This window comes from Candidatus Thermoplasmatota archaeon (genome assembly GCA_035540375.1).
Taxonomy (GTDB): Archaea; Thermoplasmatota; SW-10-69-26; order JACQPN01; family JAJPHT01; genus DATLGO01.
Genome location: DATLGO010000088.1, coordinates 1 through 22,845 on the forward strand (window position 1 = coordinate 1; position 22,845 = coordinate 22,845).

The window sequence follows — 22,845 nt, forward strand, 5'->3', positions numbered from 1 at the left end:
CCCGCCCCACGTTCTCCCCGGCGAATCGTTCCGCGTTCAGGCCTCGTACGGCGTGTACCAGAACCGCTGCGGCGCGAGTTCGAGCTGCGCTGTCGTGAACGAGTGGCGCATCATGCTCGACGGAACCCCCGACAAACCGGACGGCGTGTACCTCGCCGTCGGGCAGAACCACCACCCCGCCCACGGGACCGAAGCCAATTACGCGATCGACCGCACGGTCACGCTCCCTCCCTCGACGACGCCCGGCGAACACGTTCTGAAATTCGCGGCCCGCCACCAACAAGGCGCGCCCTGGGTCGTGAACACGACCACGATCACGGTCCCCGCCTGCCAAGCCGAAAGCGTACTTTTCACGATCTACCGCACCCTCGACGACGTCCCCGTTCCCACGATCCCCTACGCGAGGACCGCGACGTACCGGCTCCCCAACGGCTCGCTCGCCCCGCCCGCAACGTTCCTGAACCCCTGCGTCGAACCTGGAGGCGGCGCGGCGGGGGACGAGGCTTTTGAACTCGGGGTCGGTGGGGCACGGATCCCCGCCAGTGCGCCCCAATCGATCTATCTCGTGTCGGACAAAGGGCCGATTCCGTTCGTCGTCGGGACGGACCGCGACGCCAACGGAATTCTCGGCGACGGCCCTGCCGACTGCATCAGCGGCCCGTTCCTCCTAAGCGCGGACGTGACCTGCGTGGGCGACCCAACGGGCCACCTCACGATCGTAATCGTACCGCCGGAGGATCATGAGGACTGGAAACGCGAATGGCACGTGGTCCACCTCCTGAACTGCATCCTCCAAGGCGGCTGCGTGCGACCGCCGGCGCCGCCGGATCCAGCCAAATTCCTACACTATGAGCCTGATTCGAATAACAACGGTTACGGCGACGATTGGGAGAACGAGCACGACCTCCACGACCACATGAACGATCTCATGAATTTCTCGCTAGACCTCGACGGGGACGGACTCAGCAACATCGACGAATACCGGTGGAACACGATCCCGATCGGCCCCATCGTGACAGATGCAACGGGCCGAACGTACGAAAAATACCCCAACGCCAAAGATTTCGATCAGGACGGCTGGCGCGACGGAAGCGAGGCATACTACTGGAACAATCCATCGAACGATCACGCCCCGGCCACGAACTTCTGGCAAGGCCTCCAAACCGCGCTCCGCGACCCCGACAGCGAAGTGCAACACTACGAGGATGGTGACGAGAAGGCGACAGTCCATGATGACGACGTAGATGAAGACGGGGTGAAGGACGGGCTCGAGTATCTATACCAACTCACCTTCCCTCAATATCCCGATTCCGATTGCCCTGCCACCGTCGACGATTGTGACGGTCCAGGTGAGAGGTTCAACAGCCCCGTCGCCGGTTTCCAGCACAACGCCTCCTCGCGCGGCGATGGATTGAATGATCACGAAGAGGCCCTCCAATGGGCGAGCGTCGGCAGCCGCATCGGGAACCCCAACGCCTGGCGCATGAACCAGGACCGAGACTTCACCGCTAACAATCTGCTCGATTTCGACAGCGACGGCGATGGCCTCAGCGACGCGCTCGAATTTTCAAAGGCCAACTGGACATTAGCGTACGATTTCGATACCGACAGCGACGGACTCCTCGACGGAGGCGACTTGGTCATTCCAACCAATGATCCTCGGTACGCCCTTTTTCATGACTTCGGTATCGTCTACCAAGGCGAGGTAGGGGCCCGGAGATACCTAGGCGAGATTTCGCAGGGCACGAATCCCGTTGACTCGGATTCTAACGACAACAATGAGACAGATGGCGCCGAGGCACCAGGCGAGCACCCGGCGAATATCTATTCGTACGAACAACGGTACGTGGGCAGCCATTTCGAGAACCAAGAACTCCCGAATCTGGATCCGCAGGTCCGATCGTGGCTCGAAAACGGGACGCGCCAATTCGTCCAGAACGCAACCGGTCCCGACGGACCCGCGTTCCTCACGGAGTTCATCAATCCTCTCCCGCTCGTCCACGATCTCCTCAACAGGACCCCCGAGCCGATCCGGGAAGTCCTCCCGACACAATGGATCCCGACGGCCTACGAGGGAACGGTCGACACATTGGACTGCATCCCGGGACTGCCCCCACCCGCCATCCCGGACCCGAACTGCCTCCTCGAACGTGTGAGCGACGTCACGCTCAACCTCATCGACGAGATCGCAACAGAAGCCATCGAACACATCCCGCCGCCCGCCCTCCAGGCAGTCGATCGTCTCAGCGACATCCTCAACGTCACGAGAGAATCGATCCCTTTGGCCGAGATCATCGAATGGCCGACCGACCTGATCGAAACCGCCGGAAGCGACCTCGGGCACACGCCTGGACTTCCGAGCGCCGTCCTCCGCCCGGGCGTCCCCGGCAGTCCCATCGACAAATTCCGATGGTCGGACACAGTGTTTCCGCAAGTCACGGCCGACATCGCCAACGATCTCCACTGCGGACTCGTGAGTGAAGTCCCCGTTGTGCCTGGGGCCCCCCCGTACGACTGCACTCTGCTCTTCCGCACCCTGAAACAGATCGACGACGGACGTGCCGAACAGGTTGCCCTCATCAACAGCGTCGACGCGTCCCATTTCAACATCCTCGTCCAAGACCCATCGCGGGGCGTATACGCAATTCGCGCAAACACGCCTATCGGCGGCGTCGTCCTCCTCGACCTCGACGACATCAACAACACCAATCCCCTCCCCATCGATGTCGACCTCGTGATCCGAGCGGAACTCGCAACCGGCAATGTCCTGTCGCAATCCCCGAAGATCACGATCCAGCGACAAACACCGGCCGCAACCCAAGCTCTCGTCGCCGCCTTCATCCAGATTCCAAATTCCGATTTCGTCATGATGCTCGGAGCCGACGCAACATCCACGGGACTCGGCCATGACAACGGTCTACCGGGGACGATCGAGTTTTCGCTCGGCATGAATGCACTCCAGAACTCGCTCGCGATGGACCCCGTCTACACCGCGCATGCCAAAGTGACGCCGCCCAACTGGCCCGTGAAACTCGGGGCAGCCTACATCCAGGTCGAATCCGACGCACAAGGGCAGAAGAGCTCGGTTCCCGGCGAACGGGCCGATCTCGTCCTCTATTCAGGGGCGGCCCCCGCCGTGTTCGATGCGACCCTGACCCAGGGCCGATCGGACCACGTCACGACCCTGCAATGGAGCGCAAGCCAAATCATCGACCTCTACGTCGGGATGCAGTACCAGCACGCGAACGCAACAACGGAGGTCACGACGCTCCTCGACGACCTACCCACGGCACTCACCACGTCATTCCTCACGAGCGACAAGATCGAAGCAACGCACTCTGCCTCAAGCGTTCTCAAGAAAATCGTTGCGAACTGGAAGGACAAACGAAACACGTTCACACACAAGGGCGGACTCGCCGTGAGCGAGTTGCCCCGCTCCCTCGCGCTCACCCTGAACTCCGCCGAGAAGCGATGGACGTACACGAGCGAATCCGCCTTCGCAACCGTCGACGCAGTCGTAGCGTCCTACCTGAGCAACGACGAAATGGACTGCCGTCGGCCGAAAACCGGCGAATACGTGACACACCTCAAAGAATCCAGCGGGCCGTCCTGCACGGCGGCGAGCATCCGCAACCTCAAGAGCTTCACGGCCCTCGTCACCGATGGCGGCGATGTCACCTTCAACGTCTCGAGAAGCGCGCAAGGGTCCGGCCTCTTCATCCACACGGAGGACCCGAGCAGCGACTTCCTGTTGAACATGACCCCCTGGCCGGTGAACCTCGACGTACGGACCGCCTCGACGCCGACCACTTGGACGCTCGACAGCCTCCTCAGTCACCCCGTGACCGACTTGGAGATCGCGTATCGCGATGACGAAACGGAACTGAACCTGACCGTCAAAGACATCCCCGTCGAAATCCATGCGGCCGCCCTGGCAGCCGAAGGGCGCATCAACGTCACGGCCTCCACATCGACGCCCATCACGGACGTCAACTTCCGCTTCAAGCGCGGCACCCCCATCAGCCTCGGCCCGAACGACGGTTTCATCCTTCACACGAGCGACGGGGACCTCGAAGGCGCCGCCCTGAGACTCAGGAATTTCCGCAGCGCACAATTCAACGTCCAATTCTCGAACGGGCTTTCCCTCACAACGGACTCCACTTCGGGATTCCCGTTCGTGGTGCGTTGGAGCAACGGCCTCAGCTGGTTCGACGCCGACTTGCCGAGGCTGCCGGCGCGCACGACGGCCACCTACAACGTGACCGACACCGCGTTCGACTTCCGTTACCGAAGCACCGAAGCGATCGAGAACCTGAACGGGAGCTTCCGCATCGCAGGCGCCCGCTCGACCCTCCTCGTCAACCTCACGAACTTCCCGAAGACGGTCGACGTAACTGCGGCCTTCGGCACGGCCACGACCGTCAATTTCAACGCCGAGCGCCCCGTCACGGCCGAAGTCGCCCTCGCCGGGCCGGACCGTCTTGTCGGACGCCCGAACGGTTGGGACAATTATATCGAAGTCGACCGGCGAAACCCGGTCGTCACCGAATCGGGAAGCGTTCCCCAGTTCCACGTGAAACTCAAGGGCCTAAAAATGCTCGAGGGCGTCTTCGACGATGCCGGTGTCCGGGTCCAGCGAAGCGCGGAGGGAGGCGGTACCCTCGGCGTCCGTTACCACGCCATTGACGGAGACCTCCAGGTCAACGTCACATCCATCCTCGCGCCCGCGTTCGTATTCACCGCGTCGAACCGCCACGCTCGCTGGGAAGCCACGCCCGGCTACCTGCTCGACACGAGCGGCATGGCCGATCTGGACGACTTCAACGGACGCTGGGACGTGACCGGCATCCCGAACCGCCTCGACGCCGAATGGAACGCCACCAACGAATCCTTCAGAGCCGTCCTCCGCCACAGCGCGCCACCGAACCAACCCGAAATTGACAGGATCAAACTCGAAGGCCGTTTCCGCGTCATCCCCGGAGCGGAACCATCCCCCATGAGCTTCGACCTTCGCGGCATTCCCGCAAGGATCGAAACCACCGCTGACCTCGTCAAGGGGAGTTTCACCTACCGTTCGACCAACCTCTCCGGCCTCCCGGTTTCGACGGGCGCGATCACGGCGAGCTACGCCGAGCGGGAAGAGAACGGATTGCCGCGCATTCCACGGCAATTGGGGGCTTACACCTATGCGGCCCTCTTCGATGGCGCGCGCGAATTCGCGATTCACTTCACCAACCTCAAACGCCTGGACCTTGCCGTCGACCCTGCTTTCACGGCCGATCGAACGCGATACCTCCTTTACGACGCCGCAACGGCCATGAACGCGGCCATCGAGATGCGCACCGCCACCCAAGGAGCCATCGTCGCCACGATCGATCAAGCCCCGGCCCAGCTCAACCTCCGCCTGCGCGGCGACGATTCAACCAGCGACTTCACGCTCGAATCCTACGCGAGCGACCCCATCATCGGCCTAGATCTCGACTGGACGACCCACCCCCACGTCATCCGATTCGACGGAGACCTCGCGAGCACCACGACCCTCACCCGCGCCGGCGGCAGGTTGACGTTCAACGCGAGCGAAGCCGTGAGCTTCAAGGCCTCCCGCGGTTGGCCCGACATGAACGTCCTCCCGGACGCGGCCTTCGGCGAGGACTATCTCGTCGCGAACCTGGCCGGGTCGAGCCCGACGTTCGCGCTGCGAGCGCGCGGGTTGGAATTTGTTGACGCGTACCCGGATGGTGGCTATCTGAAGTATGTGAGGGCGCCAGGCGTCCCTTTCACGTTCCACGTGGATGCCGGCAATCGCGAAAAATTCACGGGCCGCTTCACGGGCATGCCCACGAGCGCAACACTCCGGTACGCTGGCAATCTCGACGGCGCCAACAAGGCAGGAGTAGTCTATTGGGATGCGTCAGGCCCGATGGCGCGCGCCGAGGTTGCTGCCGAAACCGGGCCAACGTTCTTCCGCATGGTATTGAGCGGGATCCCGAATGAGTTCTATGCCGACATCGATGCCGCGGAAAAACAATTCATACTCGTCGCGAATCGATCGGCGAGCTTCGGATCCGCGCAGCTGTCCTACGCTGGCGACGGTCAAGGCATCGTTCCGATTCAAACCACGCCCGGCGCATCGATCGAGGTTCCTTCCACAGGCAAATTCGAGCACGGTCGAATCTCCGCGTTCATCGTCGGCCTGAGTTCGGTCCGAATTCACGTGGATACAATCGCGACCGTCGTCCTCGTGCGAAACAATCCGGGCGGACCCTTCGACGTGGCGTTCAAGAATCGCGAATTCGACGCGCGCGTGCATCTGGACAATCTACCGACCCGCGTCTCACTCCGTTTGAATGCAACCGAACCCGCTCAAGAAGTCCACGTCAACATCACGGGGCACGGGGAACCGATCGGAGCCGGACGTTATCACCTCAAGCAAGCTGAGAATATGAACCTCAGTGGGAGCTTCGGGGGTCTCCCGCGCGATCTCGATTTCCGGTTCATGAATACCTCCGGCGCGTTCGAGGTCACCTACGATGGCGGAAGCGGCGCTACGTGCTGCGCTCAACTATTCGCACGAGGGAACATTGCAGGTTTGACAACCCGCCTCAGTTTGACGGAAATTCCGGGCCGGTTCACGTTTCAACTCGATCCCGACGAGCGTTTCGCGAGCCTGACCAGCGATCGTGGTCACCTCACAGGCACCGCGACCATCCACCCGCAAATTCAGAAACCGTACGAACTTGGCGGTCGGGGTTTCGCCCTGTCGAATTTGCCGAACGGGCAATTCATATTGGAGGCCAACCTTGCTGGGCTGGAAACATTAAGTTACCGTGCGAATCACTCTGGGCATTATGCCCACATTGCCCACACAACCTCGCACCAAGGTTCCTTCTCGGTGGCCTACGAGGACGCACAGAGTCGAGTCGTTATCGGCGCGTCGAACCTGCCAAAGTTCGTAGATGTGACCGCATACGTGAGCTCTGACGTTTTTATCGATTACCAAGCAGACCGAGAGGTCGCAAATCTGACCTTGCGAACCCTCAACAAGACTCGCACCTCCTCCTCCGGTCACCTGTCGATAGCGCCCACTCCCACGAATTTCACGTTCCATTATCGGAACACGGATGAAGGTTTGATCCAACTCGATGCCGCCCACAATGGGAAACCACTCAACGTCAGCTTTAACTTCGATGACGGCGGTTTCACTAAGTTCAGGGGCCGAGTCATCGGGCTCCCTCCCACGCTCGGCATTGCAGCGAGGCTCACAGAGCCGAGCTTGTTGGTGCCGTATCTCCTCTTCGCGAACGCGAGCGCTCCCGTGCCGTTCGTCCACTTCGAGGCCGGATTGAATCGACCCGACATCATGACCACGCCCCAGTGGTTCTACTTCCTCGATCACGGGGGAGGTCAGCGAGATTTAGGTGTTCAACTCGTGGACTTCAAGCACGCGGAAGTGTGGCAACCCAGCATAGAGGAATTGGCCGTCACGGTCAGCCTCGGCGCGCCCGATGTTCGATTCTCCGTGGGCAAGCCCGCCGATAAGAACGGGAACGGAGGCCTCACGCTGCGCGGGGGCCTGTGGGACCGCCCCGCCGGAACGTACCGCTTCGGGATCGAAGAGGACGGCACGATCCGCTGGAGCGGAACCCATCGCGTCGGTCACCTGCAAGTGGCGGCCGCGGTCGTGAAGGAGAATTTCACGGATCGGCACGATCTCGTGAACGTCGATCTCGTTGCACACGGCGTCCCGGGTCTCATCGAACTGCGAAACCGCGATGGGAATCTCTACTTGTCATCCGACCGGCAAGTGATCGACTCGATCGACGTTTCGATCCGCTTGCGAGACAACGCGTGGTATGTCAGGAAGGACAATCATTCTCCCTTCGCGATCGACGCTCGAAACTTCTTTGCCGACCACGTCAAACTCGTGATGGGTCGATCCACCTACGTCGACGCAATCGGATCGGAAACCAACCGAGTAACGATTCGCAACACACACGAAACGTATGAAATGTTCGTGGAACTTGCGGAGTTTCGAGGCGTCTCTTTCTCGAAAGAAGGTCAGGGCCTGTCTCAAAGGCAAGAGCTAAAGGATTTGGAACTTAGAGACAACTCTTCGTTACGAATCTTCACGCTAACATGGAAATCACCAGTCCGTCCCGGAGATGGCGACGAGCTGCTTACGCTCATGATTCCTAAGATGCCCAAGACTTTGTCACTGACGCATCTCGGTAGCGGCAACTTGTTCTCGACCACCATCACTCCCGGTACCGACACGTATCTCGAATCTCTCCACATCGCGCAAGGCCCCGATGAAAACAGGGGATTGAATTATGTCATCCGGGACGTGTCGAAGAGCGGGGTCACCATCAATACGTTCCAAGGAGCCGCAGCGTATCTCTCCCTCGTCGTTCCGAATCCGACGATCGTGGATCGTGCCGCGAGCGTAGCCGTTCACGGAATCGAAGACTCGTTGCATTACGTCAAGGGTTTCCTCGAATCCAAAGAGAGCGCCACAATTGAGGCAGACACCGACGGCGCCCGCGACCACTTGAACAACCCGTCCTTCTTGAACCTCGCCGCCCCCAACGCGAGGGTCGCCACGTTCGAAATCCGATGGGGCTCGACCGGCCTCACGACCCAGTGGCTTTCGCTGCCGCAAGTGACTGGGCCGGTCATGATCGGCATTGACCCCGCGGAAGTCGCCAAGTACAGAGCCTTCCGCAACGGCTTGCCCTTCCTGCCATCGTCGGGATCCGTGACGTTTATCAAAGACCAACTCCAATTCAAAGTCCCGCCCTCGACGTGGACCCCATGAAACCCGCCGCCCTCGTCCTCATGCTGTTGCTTCCCGCCCTCAGCGGGTGCTTCGGATTCGGCCGATTCGACGCGGGCCCCCTCATCATCCAAATAACGGACCTCCAGGAGTGGGACGAGAACCGCGTGAACGCGACAGTCCGGCTCCACAACGCGGCAGCGACCCCGCTCGAAGACGTGAGCATCTCCATGGGCCCCAAGCGACTCAATCCCAGCCTCTTCACCAGTTATAGTTCGGGCTACATGGACCCACGCCCCAGCCTCTACTTCTACGGACGCCCCAGGGATCAAGACGTGTTGCCAGGGCATGGTTACTTCAACCATTCCACGACCTTCCACTACCACGACCCGCCCGAGCCTCATCTGCCGCACGTGGGACACGATTTTCAGATCTGGGTAGCGTACGTGCATGACGGGACGAAGTTCAGTTACTTGTGGCATCACTGTCTCGACCCGAACGGTGAAGCCCTCCCCAATACGACGCTTTGTGGACGGAAGAGTCCCCTGGCCGATCACAGAAAACGGATCGACACCTGAAGCCAAGCCCGCTTCCGCGGCGTCCTCCTCGACATGCTGGAGGACGAGGTCTCGTTCAACTTCGACGGCATCCACGTGGACCGCGTGCTTCCCGCGCTCGTGCTCCCGAGCCTCACGATCCCGAGCCTCACGCAGCCCGGCGCGCCCCTCGTGGGCGTGCGCAGCGACCCCGTGTACGTGCACCTCACGGACTTCGTCGGCACCCGCTCCCCGGCCGTGCGTGGCCATCCGCTCGACGCGGAGCCCGCGCTCGCGTGAACCGCTCCCGCCACGGGCCGACCGACGCTCGCGCCGTCAACCTGCGCGCTGGGCGGCGGCCGCCACCCGCCCGAACGCCGCGAGCGCGGCCTCGACCTCGAGGTCGCCGATCTCGCGGTGCGTGACGAGGCGGAGTTCGCGCGCGTTGCGGACGTCCGCGCGCACGCCCTCCTTCGCGAGGGCCGCCGCGACCTCCGCCGCGCCGCCCAGGGCCGCGACGTCGACGACGACGATGTTGGTCTCCGCGGGGTAGACAAGCTTGACGCCTTCGACGCCCGCGAGGCCCTTCGCGAGGCGCCCGGCGCGCGCGTGGTCCTCCGCGAGGCGGGCGCGCATCGTGCGGAGGCTTAGGAGCGCGGGGGCCGCGACGACGCCCGCCTGGCGCAAGGCGCCGCCGATGGACTGCCGCACGCGGCGCGCGTCGGCGATGAAGGCGGCGCTCCCGCAGAGCACGGAGCCCATCGGAGCGCTGAGGCCCTTCGAGAAGCAGAACATGACGGCGTCGAACGGTTGCGCGATCGCGCGCGCGTCCACGCCGAGCGCGACGGCCGCGTTGAAGAGGCGCGCGCCGTCGAGGTACGCCGGGACGCCATGCTCGTGCGCGAGCTTCGCGACGGCGGCGAGGTTCTCGACGGGCACGGCGCGGCCCCCGTGGTGGTTGTGCGTGTTCTCGCAGGCGACGAGCGCCGTTTCGGCCTTGAGGCGGCCGCTCTCCTCCAGGGCCTGCGCGACCTCCGCGGGACGGAGCGCGCCGCGGTCGGATTCGAGCGCGAGCGTCTGCACGCCCGCAAACGCGCCGAGACCGCCCGCCTCGTTCTGGAAGAGGTGGCTCCTGCGGTCGAGGATGATCTGCGGCGTGAGCTTGCGCGCGGCGAAGGTGCGCACGGCGAGCTGGTTCGCCATCGTGCCAGAGACGACGAACATCGCGGCCTCCTTGCCGACGGCCTCGGCGGAGGCGGCTTCGAGCGCGTTCACCGTCGGGTCCTCGCCCCACGCGGCGTTGCCGACCGCGGCGTCGCGCATCGCGTCGCGCATGGCGGGGGTCGGGGTGGTGACGGTGTCGCTCCGGAGGTCGATCACGCGTCCGCGAGGCGGGTCCGGGGAGAAGAAGCCTACGCTTCCTCGAAGATCCGGTCGACCATCCAGTTCGCGTCGTACGGGATGAGGTCCCCGTACTCCTGGCCGACGCCGAGGAAGAGGATCGGGCGTCCCACGGCCTGCGCGATCGAAAGGGCGGCGCCGCCCTTCGCGTCCGTGTCCACCTTGGTGAGGATGACGGCGTCGATCCCGACGGCCTCGTCGAACTTGACGGCCTGCTCGACGGCGTCGTTGCCCGCAAGCGAGTCGCCGACGAAGATGATCATGTCGGGCTTCGCGACCCGCTTGATCTTCTTCATCTCGTCCATGAGGTTCGTGTTGGTCTGCATGCGGCCCGCGGTGTCGAGGAGGACGACGTCCTTCATGCGGGCCTTCGCGTGCTCGACCGCGTCGTACGCGACCGCGGCGGGGTCGCCGCCGCTCTGGTGCTTGATGACCGTGATGCCGAGGTTCTCGCCGTGGCGTTCGAGCTGCGCGATCGCGCCCGCGCGGAACGTGTCGCCCGCGGCCATGACGGACCCGAAGCCGTTCTCCTTGAGGCGGTGCGCGATGCGGCCGATCGCGGTCGTCTTGCCGGTGCCGTTGACGCCCACGAACATGAGGACGACGGGCTTCTTCTCGGCGAGCTTGTCCATCACGAACTCGTCGAATTCGATCGTCTTGAACGAGAGGACGTCGAGGAGCGCCTGGCGCAGCGCCGCTTCCACCTTCGGGCCGATCTCGTCCTCGCGCTCGACGCGGATCCGCGGGATCTGCTCCTTGAGCGATTCCTTGATCTTCTCGACGACGGGAAGCGCGACGTCGGATTCGAGGAGCGACAGCTCGAGGTCCCAGAGGAGGTCCTCGAGCTTCTCGACCTTGATCGCCTTGCCGCCCGCGGTCGGCGCGGACGGGACGGGCTTCGCGACGGCGGCGGGCTCCCGGCGCTCCGATTGCTGGAGGCCGGGCCGGTCGCCGGGGCGCGGGCCGCCGGACCCGATCGCGGGGAGGCGCGCCTCCTCCACGTCGGCGCCTTCGACGCCTTCCGCGAAGCGCTGCGGCGTCGCGGGCGCGGCGGGCTCGGTCGCTTCGGTGATGACGCGGTCGAAGCGCTCGGCCTCGGCGCGCTTCGCCTCGGGCGTCGTGTAGGCGGGCGTCGAGGAGACGGCCGGCGCGGATTGCGCGGGCGCGGGCTTCGCGGGTTCGGCCGGCTTCGGCGCGGGCGTCGCCGGTTTCGGCGCGGGGACGGCGGGCGCGGGCTTCGCCGCTTCGGCCGGCTTCGGCGCGGGCGCGGCGGGCTTCGCGGGCGCCGCGGCGGGCGCGCGGCGGACCACTTCGAATTCGGCGGTCGGCTTCGTCGCCGCCTTCGTGGGCTCGCCGGGGGCCTTCGCGGGCGCCGGCGGAGCCTTCGCGGGCGGAGGCGCGCTCTTCGCGGCGTCCTCGCTCGCTTCCTTGGAAAACTTGTTGAGCGTCTTGCGGAGGGCGTCGAACATGCCCATCGCGATCACCGGCCGGGGGCCATGGCCTGGACTTGGCGCGAGAGTTCGGCGAGCTCGCCTTCGAGACGCTTCGACTCCTCGGCCATGCGGCGCTCGGCCTCGGCGACGGAGTCGATGCGCGCCTCCATGCGGCGGATCGCGTCCGCAAGCGGCGTTTCCGCGTGGACGCCCGCGCCGAGCGTGGAGACGACGCGTCCGGGATTCGCGAGCGTCGCGTGCACGAAGGCGCCGCCGCCGAGCGGGAGCAGGACCTCCTCGCCTGCGCCGACCTTGTCGAGCGCGGCGAGCGATTCGCGCGCGCGGCGGTAGTCGGCGATGACGCCGCCGAGCATCGCGCGCTGCTCGTCGAGGGCCGCGAGCTGCTGCCGGTAGGCCTCGCCCAGCTCGAGAGCTTCCCGAAGCGCGCGCTCGTCGGCGGCCAAGGATCTCACTTCCCGCTCTTCTCGACGCGGCCGAGGACGACGTCGTCCGTGATCTGGTCCTTGGCGATCTCCTCGACGGTCTGGATCGCGATCCGGCTGCGGGGGACGCGGTGCTTCGACCCGAGGATCGAATAGGCGTGGTCGCGCGCCTCCTTCTCGCCGGCGCTCGCGACTTCGAGGGTGAACGTGGTGTCCTGGACGCCCATGGGGAGCGTGCCCTTCACGCGGTAGGCCTTCATGATGGTCCCTTCCGGAATGGGGGCGCCATCCCCGTGGCTCTATTTATAACTCGACGCCACGCGGCGCCGGGGCTCCCGCAACCGGAAGGAATTAAGAACGCTCCGAGGGTTGCGCGCCGCGATGTCCCTTCGCGCCCTGCCCCGCGCGCTTGCCGTCCTCGCCGCCGCCCTCCTGCTCGCCCCCCTCGTCGCGAACGCCGCGCCCGAGGCCGCGACCTCCGCGCGCGTCGGCGAGGTCGACGTCGCGTTCTGGATCGGCAGCGAGGACGGCGCGACGGTCTTCGTCACGCCGAACGACACGCACGTCCTCCGCGTCTCCTTCTCGCTTGCGGCCTCGACGAACGCGACGGCCGCGAACGTGACGGCCCGGGTCGCTGTCGCCCCTCCTTCCGCGGTGGCGAGGCTCGAGAACGCGACGTGGAACGCGAGCCTCGTCCCGGGCGCGGTCCGCGACTTCGACGCGCTCGTCGCCATCGCTCCGGGCGCGGCCGGCAACGTCACGTTCACCTTGAACGTCACCGCGACCTCGATCGACGAGGACGGGTTCGCGGTCGCGTCCGTCTCGCGGGACCTCGAGTACACGGTGGAGGTCCTCGCCCCCGTCCCCGCCGTGCCGCCCTATTCGCCGCTCATGGTCCTGAGCGTCGCGGGCGGGGTCGTCGCCGTGGCGGGCGGCGGGTACTACCTGTACCGCCGCAGCCGCCGGCAGGTGCGCGTCGCGCCCCGCTCCCGGGCCCTGCGGGAGGCCAGGCTTGAGGAGGTGCGCCCGGCCGAGCAGGCGGCGATCCAGGAGCAGGTGCGCGCCGAGGAGGCGCAGCGGACCGTCCGCCGCGAGACCCAGATCCTCGAGGCGAAGCGCGCGGACCTCGCGAAGTCGATCGAGCGCCTGGACGAGCGCCGCGCGGCGGGCCAGCTCACGTCGCTCCAGCACCAGAAGATGCGCGAGAAGAAGGTCGCGGAGCTCGCGGAGATCGAGCGGCAGATCGCCGAGATGGAGAACGGCGGGTAGCGCCGCGCCGCACCGGCGCAGGCGCATCGGAGCGGCCGGCGCGCGGACCCGGTCCCGGACCCCGACCCGGACCCGGTCCCGGACCCGGACCCGGTCCCAGACCCGGACCCGGTCCCGAGACCCGGCACCCGGATCCCGGTCCCGGTGCCCGACTCCCGGTCCCAATCCCGAGACCCGGCACCCGGCTCCGGCGCCCGGATCCGGGGCTCGACGCCCAGCGTTCGCCGGGGGCGTGTGTTTTCGGTCGCCGCGCGCCTCAGAGCCACCGTAAGTGCTTTAATAGGGGGTCGTATTCGGAAGCACCCGCCCCAGGAGCCTTTCACGATGTCCTCCGCTTCCCCCTTCGCTGCGACGGTCGAGCGCCTCGACGTCGCGGGCCGCGCGCTCCGGTATTACAGCCTCCCGAAGCTCGAGTCGGCCCTCGGTCTTCCGCGCGGCCACCTCGCGAAGCTGCCGGTGAGCCTCCGCATCGTGCTCGAGTCGCTCGTGCGGAACTGCGACGGGAAGGCCGTTTCCGAGAACGACGTCCGGACGCTTGCGACGTGGAAGGCGTCGGACCCGGCGGACGTGGAGATCCCGTTCAAGGTGGCGCGCGTCGTGATGCAGGACTTCACGGGCGTGCCGGCCATCGTGGACCTCGCGGCGATGCGCGATGCGGTGAAGCGCGCGGGCCGCGACGCGAAGGTCATCAACCCGCAGGTGCGCGTGGACCTCGTCATCGACCACTCGGTGCAGGTCGACTTCGCGGGCACGAAGGATGCGTTCGCGAAGAACGTGCAGATGGAGTTCGGGCGGAACGGCGAGCGCTACGAGTTCCTGAAGTGGGGCCAGCAGGCCTTCGAGAACTTCCACGTCGTGCCCCCGGGCATCGGCATCATCCACCAGGTCAACCTGGAGCATCTCGCGAAGGGCGTCCTCGTCGAGGGCGACGTCGCGTTCCCCGACACGCTCGTGGGCACGGATTCGCACACGACGATGATCAACGGCCTCGGCGTGGTCGGCTGGGGCGTCGGCGGGATCGAGGCCGAAGCCGCGATGCTCGGACAGCCGGTCGCGTTCCTCACGCCGAAGGTGATCGGCGTCAACCTCACGGGGCGCCTGCGCCAGGGCGTCACGGCGACGGACCTCGTCCTCGCGGTCACGGAGAAGCTCCGCGCGATGGACGTCGTCGGCCAGTTCGTCGAGTTCTTCGGCGAGGGCACCGCGTCGCTCTCGCTCCCCGACCGCGCGACCATCGCGAACATGGCGCCCGAGTACGGCGCGACGATGGGCTTCTTCCCCGTCGACGGGGAGACGATCGCGTACCTGCGCGGCACGGGCCGCACGGACGAGGAGTGCGCGCGCGCCGAGGCGTACTACAAGGCGCAGGGTCTCTTCGGCATCCCGAAGGAGGGCGAGGTGGCCTACTCGGAGACGGTCACGATCGACCTCTCGACCATCATGCCCTCGGTCGCGGGGCCGAAGCTCCCGCAGGACCGCGTGAACCTCGCCGAGGTCAAGCGCGACTTCCGGCATTGCTTCGAGGAGCCCACGACGGGCCGCGGCTTCGGCATGAAGGGCAAGCCCTTCGACAAGACCGTCGCGGTCGAGCACCCCGCCGGCGAGCGCCACGCGCTCGGCCACGGAAGCATCGTCATCGCGGCGATCACGAGCTGCACGAACACGTCCAACCCGAGCGTCATGGTCGGCGCGGGTCTCCTCGCGAAGAAGGCTGTCGAGAAGGGCCTCCGCGTACCCTCGCACGTCAAGACCTCCCTCGCGCCGGGATCGCGCGTCGTCTCGCGCTACCTCGACACCGCGGGCCTCCTCCCGTATCTCGAGAAGCTCGGCTTCGCGGTCGTCGGCTACGGCTGCACGACCTGCATCGGCAACTCGGGGCCGCTTCCCGAGACGATCGAGAAGGCCGTGAAGGAGAACGACCTCGTCGTCGCGAGCGTCCTCTCGGGCAACCGCAACTTCGAGGCGCGCGTGCACCCCGACGTGCGCGCGAACTATCTGATGTCGCCGCCGCTCGTCGTCGCCTACGCGCTCGCGGGGAGCGTCAACGTGGACCTCGCGACGGAGCCGCTCGGCACCGACGCCGCGGGCAAGCCCGTCTTCCTCAAGGACGTCTGGCCCTCCCAGGAGGAGATCAAGACCGCGCTCGCGCACGCGCTCGACCCGAAGGTCTTCCGCGAGCTCTACGCGGACGTTCCCCGCCAGTCGCCCGCGTGGAACGCGCTCAAGGCGCCCACCGGCGGGACGTACGCGTGGACGACCTCGAGCACGTACATCCAGGAGCCGCCATTCTTCCAGGGCTTCACGGCCGGCAGGAAGGGCATCCGTCCCATCGAGAACGCGCGCGCCCTGCTCGTCCTCGGCGACAACGTCACGACGGACCACATCAGCCCCGCAGGCCCCATCAGCGCGAAGACGCCGGCGGGCCAGTACCTGATGTCGCTCGGCGTGCAACCTATCGACTTCAACCAGTACGGCACGCGCCGCGGCAACGACCGCGTCATGACGCGCGGCACGTTCGCGAACACGCGCATCAAGAACCAGATGGTGCCGGGCGTCGAGGGCGGCGTCACGAAGCACCAGCCCGACGGAGCGCAGATGAGCGTCTTCGAGGCCTCCGAGAAGTACCGCCAGGCGGGCGTCCCGCTCGTCGTCCTCGCGGGCAAGAACTACGGCACCGGCTCGAGCCGCGACTGGGCCGCGAAGGGCACGAAGCTCCTCGGGGTCCGCGCCGTGGTCGCCGAGAGTTTCGAGCGCATCCACCGCTCGAACCTCGTCGGCATGGGCGTCCTCCCGCTCACCTTCCCCGCGGGCGCGAGCGCGAAATCGCTCGGCCTCACGGGCGCCGAGACGTTCTCGTTCGAGGGCGTCGGCGACGGCATGAAGCCGGGCCAGAAGGTCACGATGCGCTGGACGAAGCCGGACGGGTCGAAGGGCGAGGTCGTCCTCGAGGCGCGCCTCGACACGCCGATCGAGGTCGAGTACTACCGCGCGGGCGGCATCCTCGACTACGTGCTCGGGAACCTGCTCTCGAAGTGATCAACGGGCCGCGAGCGACTCGCGTTCGCGCCTCAGCCACCGCACCGCCCCGCCCGCAAGGAGGATCGCGCGCTCGCGCGACGAGAGCGGGAAGGTCGCCTCGAAGCGGAAGTTGCGCGCAAGGTCGTGGACCGTTACGCCGCGTCCCTCCTCGAGCGCGCCGCGGAGCGCTTCCACGTGGAGCTGGTGGCCGGCCTCGACGCTGTCGTGATCCGCGGGGTCCGCGAAGACGAGCGGCACGACGCCGAAGTTCACGAGGTTGTCTCGGTGGATCCGCGCGAATCCCTTCGCGAGCACGGCGCGGACGCCGAGGTGCGCCGGAGCAGCGGCCGCGTGCTCGCGGCTCGATCCTTGCCCGTAGTTGTCGCCGCCCACGATGATGCCGCCGCCGGCCTCGCGCGCGCGGCGCGGGAACGTGGGGTCGACGTACTCGAAGACGTGGTCGCTGATCGCGGGGATGTTGCTCCGGAGCGGCAGGATCTTCGCGCCCGCGGGAAGGATGTCGTCGGTGCTCACGTTGTCGCCGAGCTTGATCAAAACCTCGCCGTCGATGTCCTCGCCAGGGGGCGTCGGCAGATCGTACTGCACGATGTTCGGGCCCCGCACGACGTCGACGCGGCGCCGCTCGCCCCTCGGGGGCGGGGAGACGTAGCCCGACCAGTCCTTCGGATAGGACGTCGGCTCGGGAATGCGACGCCAAGCGAGCCCTTCCTCGCGCGAGAAATCGCGAGGGTCCGTGATGACGCCGCGCGCGGCCGTCGCGGCCGCGGTTTCCGGGCTCGCGAGGTACACCGCGTCGTCCGCGGTGCCGCTGCGGCCGCGGAAATTGCGGTTGAACGTGCGCACGCTCGGCCCGCCGCTCGGCGGCGCGAAGCCCATGCCGATGCACGGGCCGCAGGCGACCTCGAGCTCGCGCACCCCCGCGCGGATGAGCTTCGTCATCCCCCCGCTCGTCATGAAGAGCAGGAGCACGCGGCGGGAGCCCGGCGAGACGGCCATGCTCACGCCCGGCTTGACCTCGCGCCCGTCGAGCATCTCCGCCACGATCGCGAGGTCGCGGAAGCTCGAGTTCACGCTCGATCCCACGGCGACCTGCTTGACCTCGAGGCCCGCGACCTCGCGCACGGGAACGACGTTGTCGGGAGAGTGCGGCTTCGCGATGAGGGGTTCGACCGACGCAAGATCGACGTCCACGCGCTCGTCGTACGCCGCGCCCTCGTCGGCGGCCATCGGCTTCCAGGCGGTCGCCCGGTGCTGCGCGCGCATCCACGCGAGCGTGGCGTCGTCGCTCGGGAAGACGCCCGTCGTCGCGCCCAGCTCCGTCACCATGTTCGCGATCGTGCCGCGCTCGGGCACGGTGAGCCCCGCGACGCCCGGGCCCGTGAATTCGAGGATCTTGTTGCGCCCCCACCGGACGCTCTTCCGGCGCAGGATCTCGAGGATGACGTCCTTCGCGCTCGACCACGCGGGCAGCTCGCCCTCGAGGCGCACCTCGACAACGGACGGCATCGCGAAACGGTAGGGCTCGCCCGCCATCACGGCCGCGACCTCGAGGCCGCCCGCGCCGATCGCGAGCATGCCCATCGCGCCCGCCTGCGGCGTGTGGGAGTCGCATCCGAGCATGCTGTCGCCCGGCACGTCGAAGGCCTCGAGGTGGGCCCAGTGGGAGATGCCGTTCCCCGCCCGCGAGAAGACCGCGCCGTAGCGCGCGCACATGGATTGCAGGAACACGTGGTCGTCCGGGCTCTCGTAGCCCGTCTGGAGCGTGTTGTGGTCGACGTACTGCGTCGCCTGGCCGATACGCACCTCGTCAACGCCCATCTGCTCGAACTCGAGCCAGGCGAGCGTCCCCGTGGCGTCCTGGAGGAGCGCCTGGTCCATCGCGAGCGCGACCTCGCGGCCGGCCTCAGGCTCGCCTTCGATGAGCTTCGACCCGATGAGTTTCCGCGCGAGGTTCTCCGGCATGCGGAAACGCGTGGGCGCCCGCGATGCAAGGATGCTTTCACGCGATCGCGGTCGCTTCTCGCTCGGGACCGAGGGAGACGAGGAGGATCGGGACGCCGAGGGCGCGCTCGACCTCGCCGACGTACTCGCGGGCGCGCCCCGGGAGCGCGTCCACGCCTTCAGCCGCGGCGCGCGCGTTCTCCTGCTTCGTGAGCGGCGGGAAGCCGGGGAACGTGCGGTAGCGGGGTTTCGCGCGGGCGAGCGCTTCGAGGTCGCGCGGGAAGCGCTCGACGACGCGGCCGTCGAGGTCGTACGCTTCCGCGACGCGGATGTCGCCGACGCCGCCGAGGACGTCGAGCTTCATGAGCGCGATCTTCGTGAGGCCGTTCACGCGGATCGCCGTGCGGAGCATGGGGAGGTCGAGCCATCCCGTGCGGCGGCGGCGTCCCGTCGTGGTCCCGACCTCGCGGCCGACGTCCGTGAGGTGCTTGCCTTCGCGGGTCGTCTCGTACGGAAGCTCCGTCGGGAACGGTCCGGCGCCGACGCGCGTCACGTACGCTTTCGCGATGCCGACGACCTCGTCGATCGCGGTCGGCGGAAGACCCGTCCCGATCGTGGCGCCGCCCGCGGTCGTGCTCGAGGACGTGACGTACGGATACGTGCCGTGGTCGATGTCGAGGAACGTGCCCTGCGCGCCCTCGAGGAGGATGTCCTGCCCCGCCGCGAGCGCGTCGTGGAGGACCTCCTCGGAATCGACGACGTGCGGCGCGAGGCGCTTGCCGTAGGCGGCGTACGTCTCGACGAGCGCGTCGACGTCGATCGCCGCGTCGCGGCCGTGGTGCGCGAGGAGGGCCTGCTTCTCGGGAAGCGCCTCGAGGACGCGCGCGCGGAGGCGCTTCGCGTCGAGGAGGTCCATGATCCGTACGCCCACGCGCGCGGCCTTGTCCGCGTACGCGGGCCCGATGCCCTTGCGCGTCGTGCCGATGGCCGCCGCGCTCCCGGCCGCGCGCGTCTCGCGCGCGCCGTCGAGGTCGCGGTGCCACGGGAGGATGACGTGGGCGCGGTCGGAGACGAACACGTGGCGCGCGCCGAGGCCCGCGTCCTCGAGCGACTTCATCTCGTCGAGGAGCACGGCCGGGTCCACGACGAGCCCGTTGCCGAGGACGTTCTTCGTCTTCGGCCGGACGACGCCGGAGGGCAGGAGGTGGAACTTGAACGTGCGGCCTTCCGCGACCACGGTGTGGCCCGCGTTGTTGCCGCCCTGGTAGCGCGCGACGACGCCGACGCGGTCCGCGTAAAAGTCCGTGACCTTGCCCTTCCCCTCGTCGCCCCATTGGGCGCCGAGCACCACGGTCACCGTCATGCTGGTGCGCCCGAGGGCGCAACCTGTCCTTAAATTGGCGCCCGGCACGTGCGGCGCGCGCGGAAGCCCTGTCGCCCGCCGTCGGCCGCGTCGCGCGCGAGGCGCGCGCGAGCCCGGTCCCGGACCCGGACCCGAACCCGGACCCGGCCCCGACGCCCGGGCCCGGGCCCGGTCCCGAAGCCCGACACCCGGTCCCGGCTCCCGACGCCCGGGCCCGGCGCCCGGGACCCGACGCCTGGTCCCGAAGCCCGACGCCCGGTCCCGGACCCGCTCCCCAATCCCGGCGCCCGGTCGACGGCCGCCCCACGACAAACGTTATGGGCGGCACCCCCCGTCGCCTCCGCGTGCCTGTCGTCCCCTCGATCCGTTCCACGCTCCTCGTCCTCGCGCTCCTCGTTGCGGCGCCCGTGCTTGCGGGCTGCGTGGGCGGCCCCGGTCCGACGCCGCCCCCGGACGTCGGGACGCCCGCGCCGCGCGTCTTCGTGGATCCCATCGTGGACGACCACGACCACGCGGACTTCGAGGCGCACAATCTCTCGATGGACACGATGGCGCTCGTCGGCTGGACCCCGCTCGGCGAGGAGGGCAAGCCGTACAGCTACATCGGGGAGCTGGACTTCCACGGCGACCTCGTCGTGGTGCAGATCCTCGGTCGGGGCTCGGTGCCGGGCTTCGTGCTCGTGGACGTCGCGGACCCGACGAAGCCGACGGTCGTCGGCCGCGCGATGATGCCGGACGCGTACGTCGTGGACGTCAAGTTCAGCCCGGACGGGAAGTACGTCTTCGCCGCCTCGCAGCGCACGGCCGCCCCGTCGGAGATCGGCGAGAAGGCGCTTGCGACCGCGGGCGTCGCGGTGTGGGACGTGACGGATCCGAAGGCGCCGAAGTTCGTGAGCGCGACGCCCGTGCCGCCGCTCGGCTGCCACATGCTGTCCGTCAAGGACTACGCGGGCGGGCGATGGGTGTTCTGCGTCGGCGAAGCCATCGAGATCTACTCGTGGGAGGCGAACCGCCTCGTGCCCCGCAGCCGTTACATCCCGCACGGCACCGCCGGCGTCCTCGGCTTCGTGAACGGGCCGGACAGGACCCCCTTCCCGCACGACATGACGTTCGTGATCGACCCGCTCGACAAGCGCCCCACGCTCTACGTCTCCTACTGGGACCTCGGCCTCCACGTCGTCGACGTCTCGAACCCGCTCGCGCCCCTCCAGCTCGGCGGGTGGGGCGGCGAGGGCGCGAAGCGCTACGAGGGCAACGTGCACAGCGCGATGCCCATCGTGCTGAACGGCACGCGGTTCATCGTCGCGGCCCCCGAGCTTCTCGGGAACACCGTGCCCGCCGTGTGGATCCTCGAGGCGAAGGACTTCCGCGCCATCGAGCTCAGCGCGGAATGGATTCCGCCGGGCGAGCACGGCGCCCAGAATCTCCGCCTCACGACGCACCAGTTCCAGCTCGTGGACGGCCGCATGTACATGGCCTACAACCACGCGGGCGTGTGGGTCCTCGACCTCGCGACCATCCTCGGCGGCGAGTACGTGGGCGACCCGGCCCGCCCGGAGGTCCTCGGGTACTACCTGCCCCACCAGCACGTCGAGCTTTTCGACGCGAAGCGCGCCGCGGTCCCGAACACGTGGGACGTCGCCGTCCGGAACGGCTACATCTACGCCTCGGACCGCTACACGGGCTTCTACGTCCTGCACTACAAGCCGGACACGCTCGGCGACCCGGCGTTGACGAGCTTCGCCTAAAGCTCAAGGGCGGGAACGTCATTGCCGGCGCGATGGCCGACGCCCGACGCCGCACCCGGTCGAACCCCGCGAAGCCGGAACCCTTCATGAAGACGTCCAAGGGACGTCTCGTCGTCGCGGCCATCCTCCTGCTCGGGGTGGTCGTGCTGACCTACGGCGCCTGGCGCCTCTTCTTCGCGACGCCCGGCGCGGAGGTCGATCTCCTCCACGACGAGCACGAAACTGCGCCCGGCGGAGCGACGATGTACGGCGTGCGCATCGAAAACACGGGCGGCGCGCGAGACACCTTCTCCGCGACCGCAGGCGACGGCGCGCCGCCGGGCGTCACCGTCGCGGCCGACCCCGTGAGCGTGGCGCGCCGCGAAGCGGGCCTGCTCCTCGTGAGGGTCGGCGTTCCCGCGGGGATGCCGACCGGCAACATCACCGTGCCGGTCGCCGTCACGAGCGCGAACGGTTATCGGGGCCTCGTCTCGGTCGACGTCGCCGTCCGCCCGCCGGGGAACGCCTCCGTCGCCGCTTGCGACGACGTCCGGGTCGACTACATCGGCCTTCACACGGACGGTCGCGTATTCGACACCTCGATCGAATCGGTGGCCCGATCGGAGTGGCCGAAGGACGACGCATTCTCCGTCCGGCCGTCGTATGCGCCGCTCGGGGTCCACATCCCAGGAACCGGATGCCGCCCCTCGGGGCCCGAATACATCAGCGTGATCAAGGGCTTCAGCGAGGGCCTCGTCGGCATGCGGGTGGGCGAAACGAAGCTCGTCCGCATCCCTGCCCGGGATGCCTATGGTGAAAACCCGAATCCCGCCGACCGGCTTGCGGGAAAGGATCTCGTTTTCCAGATCACCCTGCGCTCCATCCGCTAAAAAAAGGTTAAAAGGCGGCCGGGCCTTCGG

General features: G+C 67.2%; 13 protein-coding genes. 7 read left to right on the forward strand and 6 right to left on the reverse strand.

Annotated features, from left to right (window positions below):
- The first annotated feature begins 94 nt into the window (after nt 1–94).
- Genes VM889_10440 through VM889_10450 form a run of 3 tightly spaced genes read left to right on the forward strand, consistent with a single transcriptional unit; the run spans nt 95 to nt 9,609 of the window.
- Nucleotides 95–8,815, forward strand: coding sequence for a hypothetical protein (locus tag VM889_10440; protein HVL48964.1), 8,721 nt, complete (start codon nt 95–97; stop codon nt 8,813–8,815).
- Nucleotides 8,812–9,351, forward strand: coding sequence for a hypothetical protein (locus tag VM889_10445; GenBank protein ID HVL48965.1), 540 nt, complete (start codon nt 8,812–8,814; stop codon nt 9,349–9,351). The genes VM889_10440 and VM889_10445 overlap by 4 nt, the downstream gene beginning before the upstream one ends.
- Nucleotides 9,352–9,384: 33 nt before the next feature.
- Complete coding sequence (locus VM889_10450; protein HVL48966.1) at nt 9,385–9,609, forward strand: hypothetical protein; 225 nt, start codon at nt 9,385–9,387, stop codon at nt 9,607–9,609.
- A gap of 36 nt (nt 9,610–9,645) precedes the next feature.
- Here VM889_10450 and VM889_10455 read toward each other — a convergent pair whose 3' ends face one another.
- The 4 genes from VM889_10455 to rpl18a are packed head-to-tail and all read right to left on the reverse strand — an operon-like array spanning nt 9,646 to nt 12,846.
- Nucleotides 9,646–10,689, reverse strand: coding sequence for a threonine aldolase family protein (locus tag VM889_10455; protein ID HVL48967.1), 1,044 nt, complete (start codon nt 10,687–10,689; stop codon nt 9,646–9,648).
- A 32-nt stretch (nt 10,690–10,721) separates the two neighbouring features.
- Entirely contained in the window at nt 10,722–12,185 is a 1,464-nt protein-coding gene (gene ftsY, locus VM889_10460) for a signal recognition particle-docking protein FtsY (GenBank protein ID HVL48968.1), read from the reverse strand.
- 5 nt (nt 12,186–12,190) lie between these two features.
- A complete protein-coding gene (gene pfdA, locus VM889_10465; GenBank protein ID HVL48969.1) occupies nt 12,191–12,607 on the reverse strand; it encodes a prefoldin subunit alpha in 417 nt (138 codons plus the stop codon).
- Nucleotides 12,608–12,612: 5 nt separating this feature from the next.
- On the reverse strand, nt 12,613–12,846 hold the full coding sequence (gene rpl18a, locus VM889_10470) for a 50S ribosomal protein L18Ae (protein HVL48970.1): 234 nt from the start codon (nt 12,844–12,846) through the stop codon (nt 12,613–12,615).
- Between the two features lie 121 nt (nt 12,847–12,967).
- Here rpl18a and VM889_10475 point away from each other — a divergent pair, with 121 nt between their 5' ends.
- Both VM889_10475 and acnA read left to right on the forward strand, forming a co-directional pair.
- Complete coding sequence (locus tag VM889_10475) at nt 12,968–13,855, forward strand: hypothetical protein (GenBank protein ID HVL48971.1); 888 nt, start codon at nt 12,968–12,970, stop codon at nt 13,853–13,855.
- Nucleotides 13,856–14,179: 324 nt separating this feature from the next.
- Nucleotides 14,180–16,891 carry an aconitate hydratase AcnA gene (gene acnA / locus VM889_10480; GenBank protein ID HVL48972.1) on the forward strand — a complete coding sequence of 904 codons (2,712 nt, stop codon included), beginning with the start codon at nt 14,180–14,182 and terminating at the stop codon, nt 16,889–16,891.
- Here the strand turns inward: acnA and VM889_10485 are convergent, their stop codons facing one another.
- Both VM889_10485 and VM889_10490 read right to left on the reverse strand, forming a co-directional pair.
- Entirely contained in the window at nt 16,892–18,856 is a 1,965-nt protein-coding gene (locus VM889_10485) for an aconitate hydratase (protein ID HVL48973.1), read from the reverse strand.
- A gap of 37 nt (nt 18,857–18,893) precedes the next feature.
- Nucleotides 18,894–20,198 (reverse strand): adenylosuccinate synthase, encoded by a 1,305-nt coding sequence (locus tag VM889_10490; GenBank protein ID HVL48974.1) that lies wholly within the window; start codon nt 20,196–20,198, stop codon nt 18,894–18,896.
- A 344-nt stretch (nt 20,199–20,542) separates the two neighbouring features.
- Here VM889_10490 and VM889_10495 point away from each other — a divergent pair, with 344 nt between their 5' ends.
- Nucleotides 20,543–21,946: a hypothetical protein gene (locus VM889_10495; protein ID HVL48975.1), complete on the forward strand. Its 1,404-nt coding sequence runs from the start codon at nt 20,543–20,545 to the stop codon at nt 21,944–21,946.
- A gap of 32 nt (nt 21,947–21,978) precedes the next feature.
- On the forward strand, nt 21,979–22,815 hold the full coding sequence (locus tag VM889_10500) for an FKBP-type peptidyl-prolyl cis-trans isomerase (protein ID HVL48976.1): 837 nt from the start codon (nt 21,979–21,981) through the stop codon (nt 22,813–22,815).
- The last annotated feature ends 30 nt before the right edge of the window (nt 22,816–22,845 follow it).

Excerpts from the sequence above, each read along its gene's own strand:
- ftsY (HVL48968.1), bottom strand. The coding sequence starts at position 12,185 with ATGGGCATGTTCGACGCCCTCCGCAAGACGCTCAACAAGTTTTCCAAG.
- VM889_10490 (HVL48974.1), bottom strand. The coding sequence starts at position 20,198 with ATGACGGTGACCGTGGTGCTCGGCGCCCAATGGGGCGACGAGGGGAAG.
- VM889_10500 (HVL48976.1), top strand. The coding sequence starts at position 21,979 with ATGGCCGACGCCCGACGCCGCACCCGGTCGAACCCCGCGAAGCCGGAA.
- rpl18a (HVL48970.1), bottom strand. The coding sequence starts at position 12,846 with ATGAAGGCCTACCGCGTGAAGGGCACGCTCCCCATGGGCGTCCAGGAC.
- VM889_10445 (HVL48965.1), top strand. The coding sequence starts at position 8,812 with ATGAAACCCGCCGCCCTCGTCCTCATGCTGTTGCTTCCCGCCCTCAGC.
- VM889_10475 (HVL48971.1), top strand. The coding sequence starts at position 12,968 with ATGTCCCTTCGCGCCCTGCCCCGCGCGCTTGCCGTCCTCGCCGCCGCC.
- acnA (HVL48972.1), top strand. The coding sequence starts at position 14,180 with ATGTCCTCCGCTTCCCCCTTCGCTGCGACGGTCGAGCGCCTCGACGTC.
- VM889_10450 (HVL48966.1), top strand. The coding sequence starts at position 9,385 with ATGCTGGAGGACGAGGTCTCGTTCAACTTCGACGGCATCCACGTGGAC.
- VM889_10485 (HVL48973.1), bottom strand. The coding sequence starts at position 18,856 with ATGCCGGAGAACCTCGCGCGGAAACTCATCGGGTCGAAGCTCATCGAA.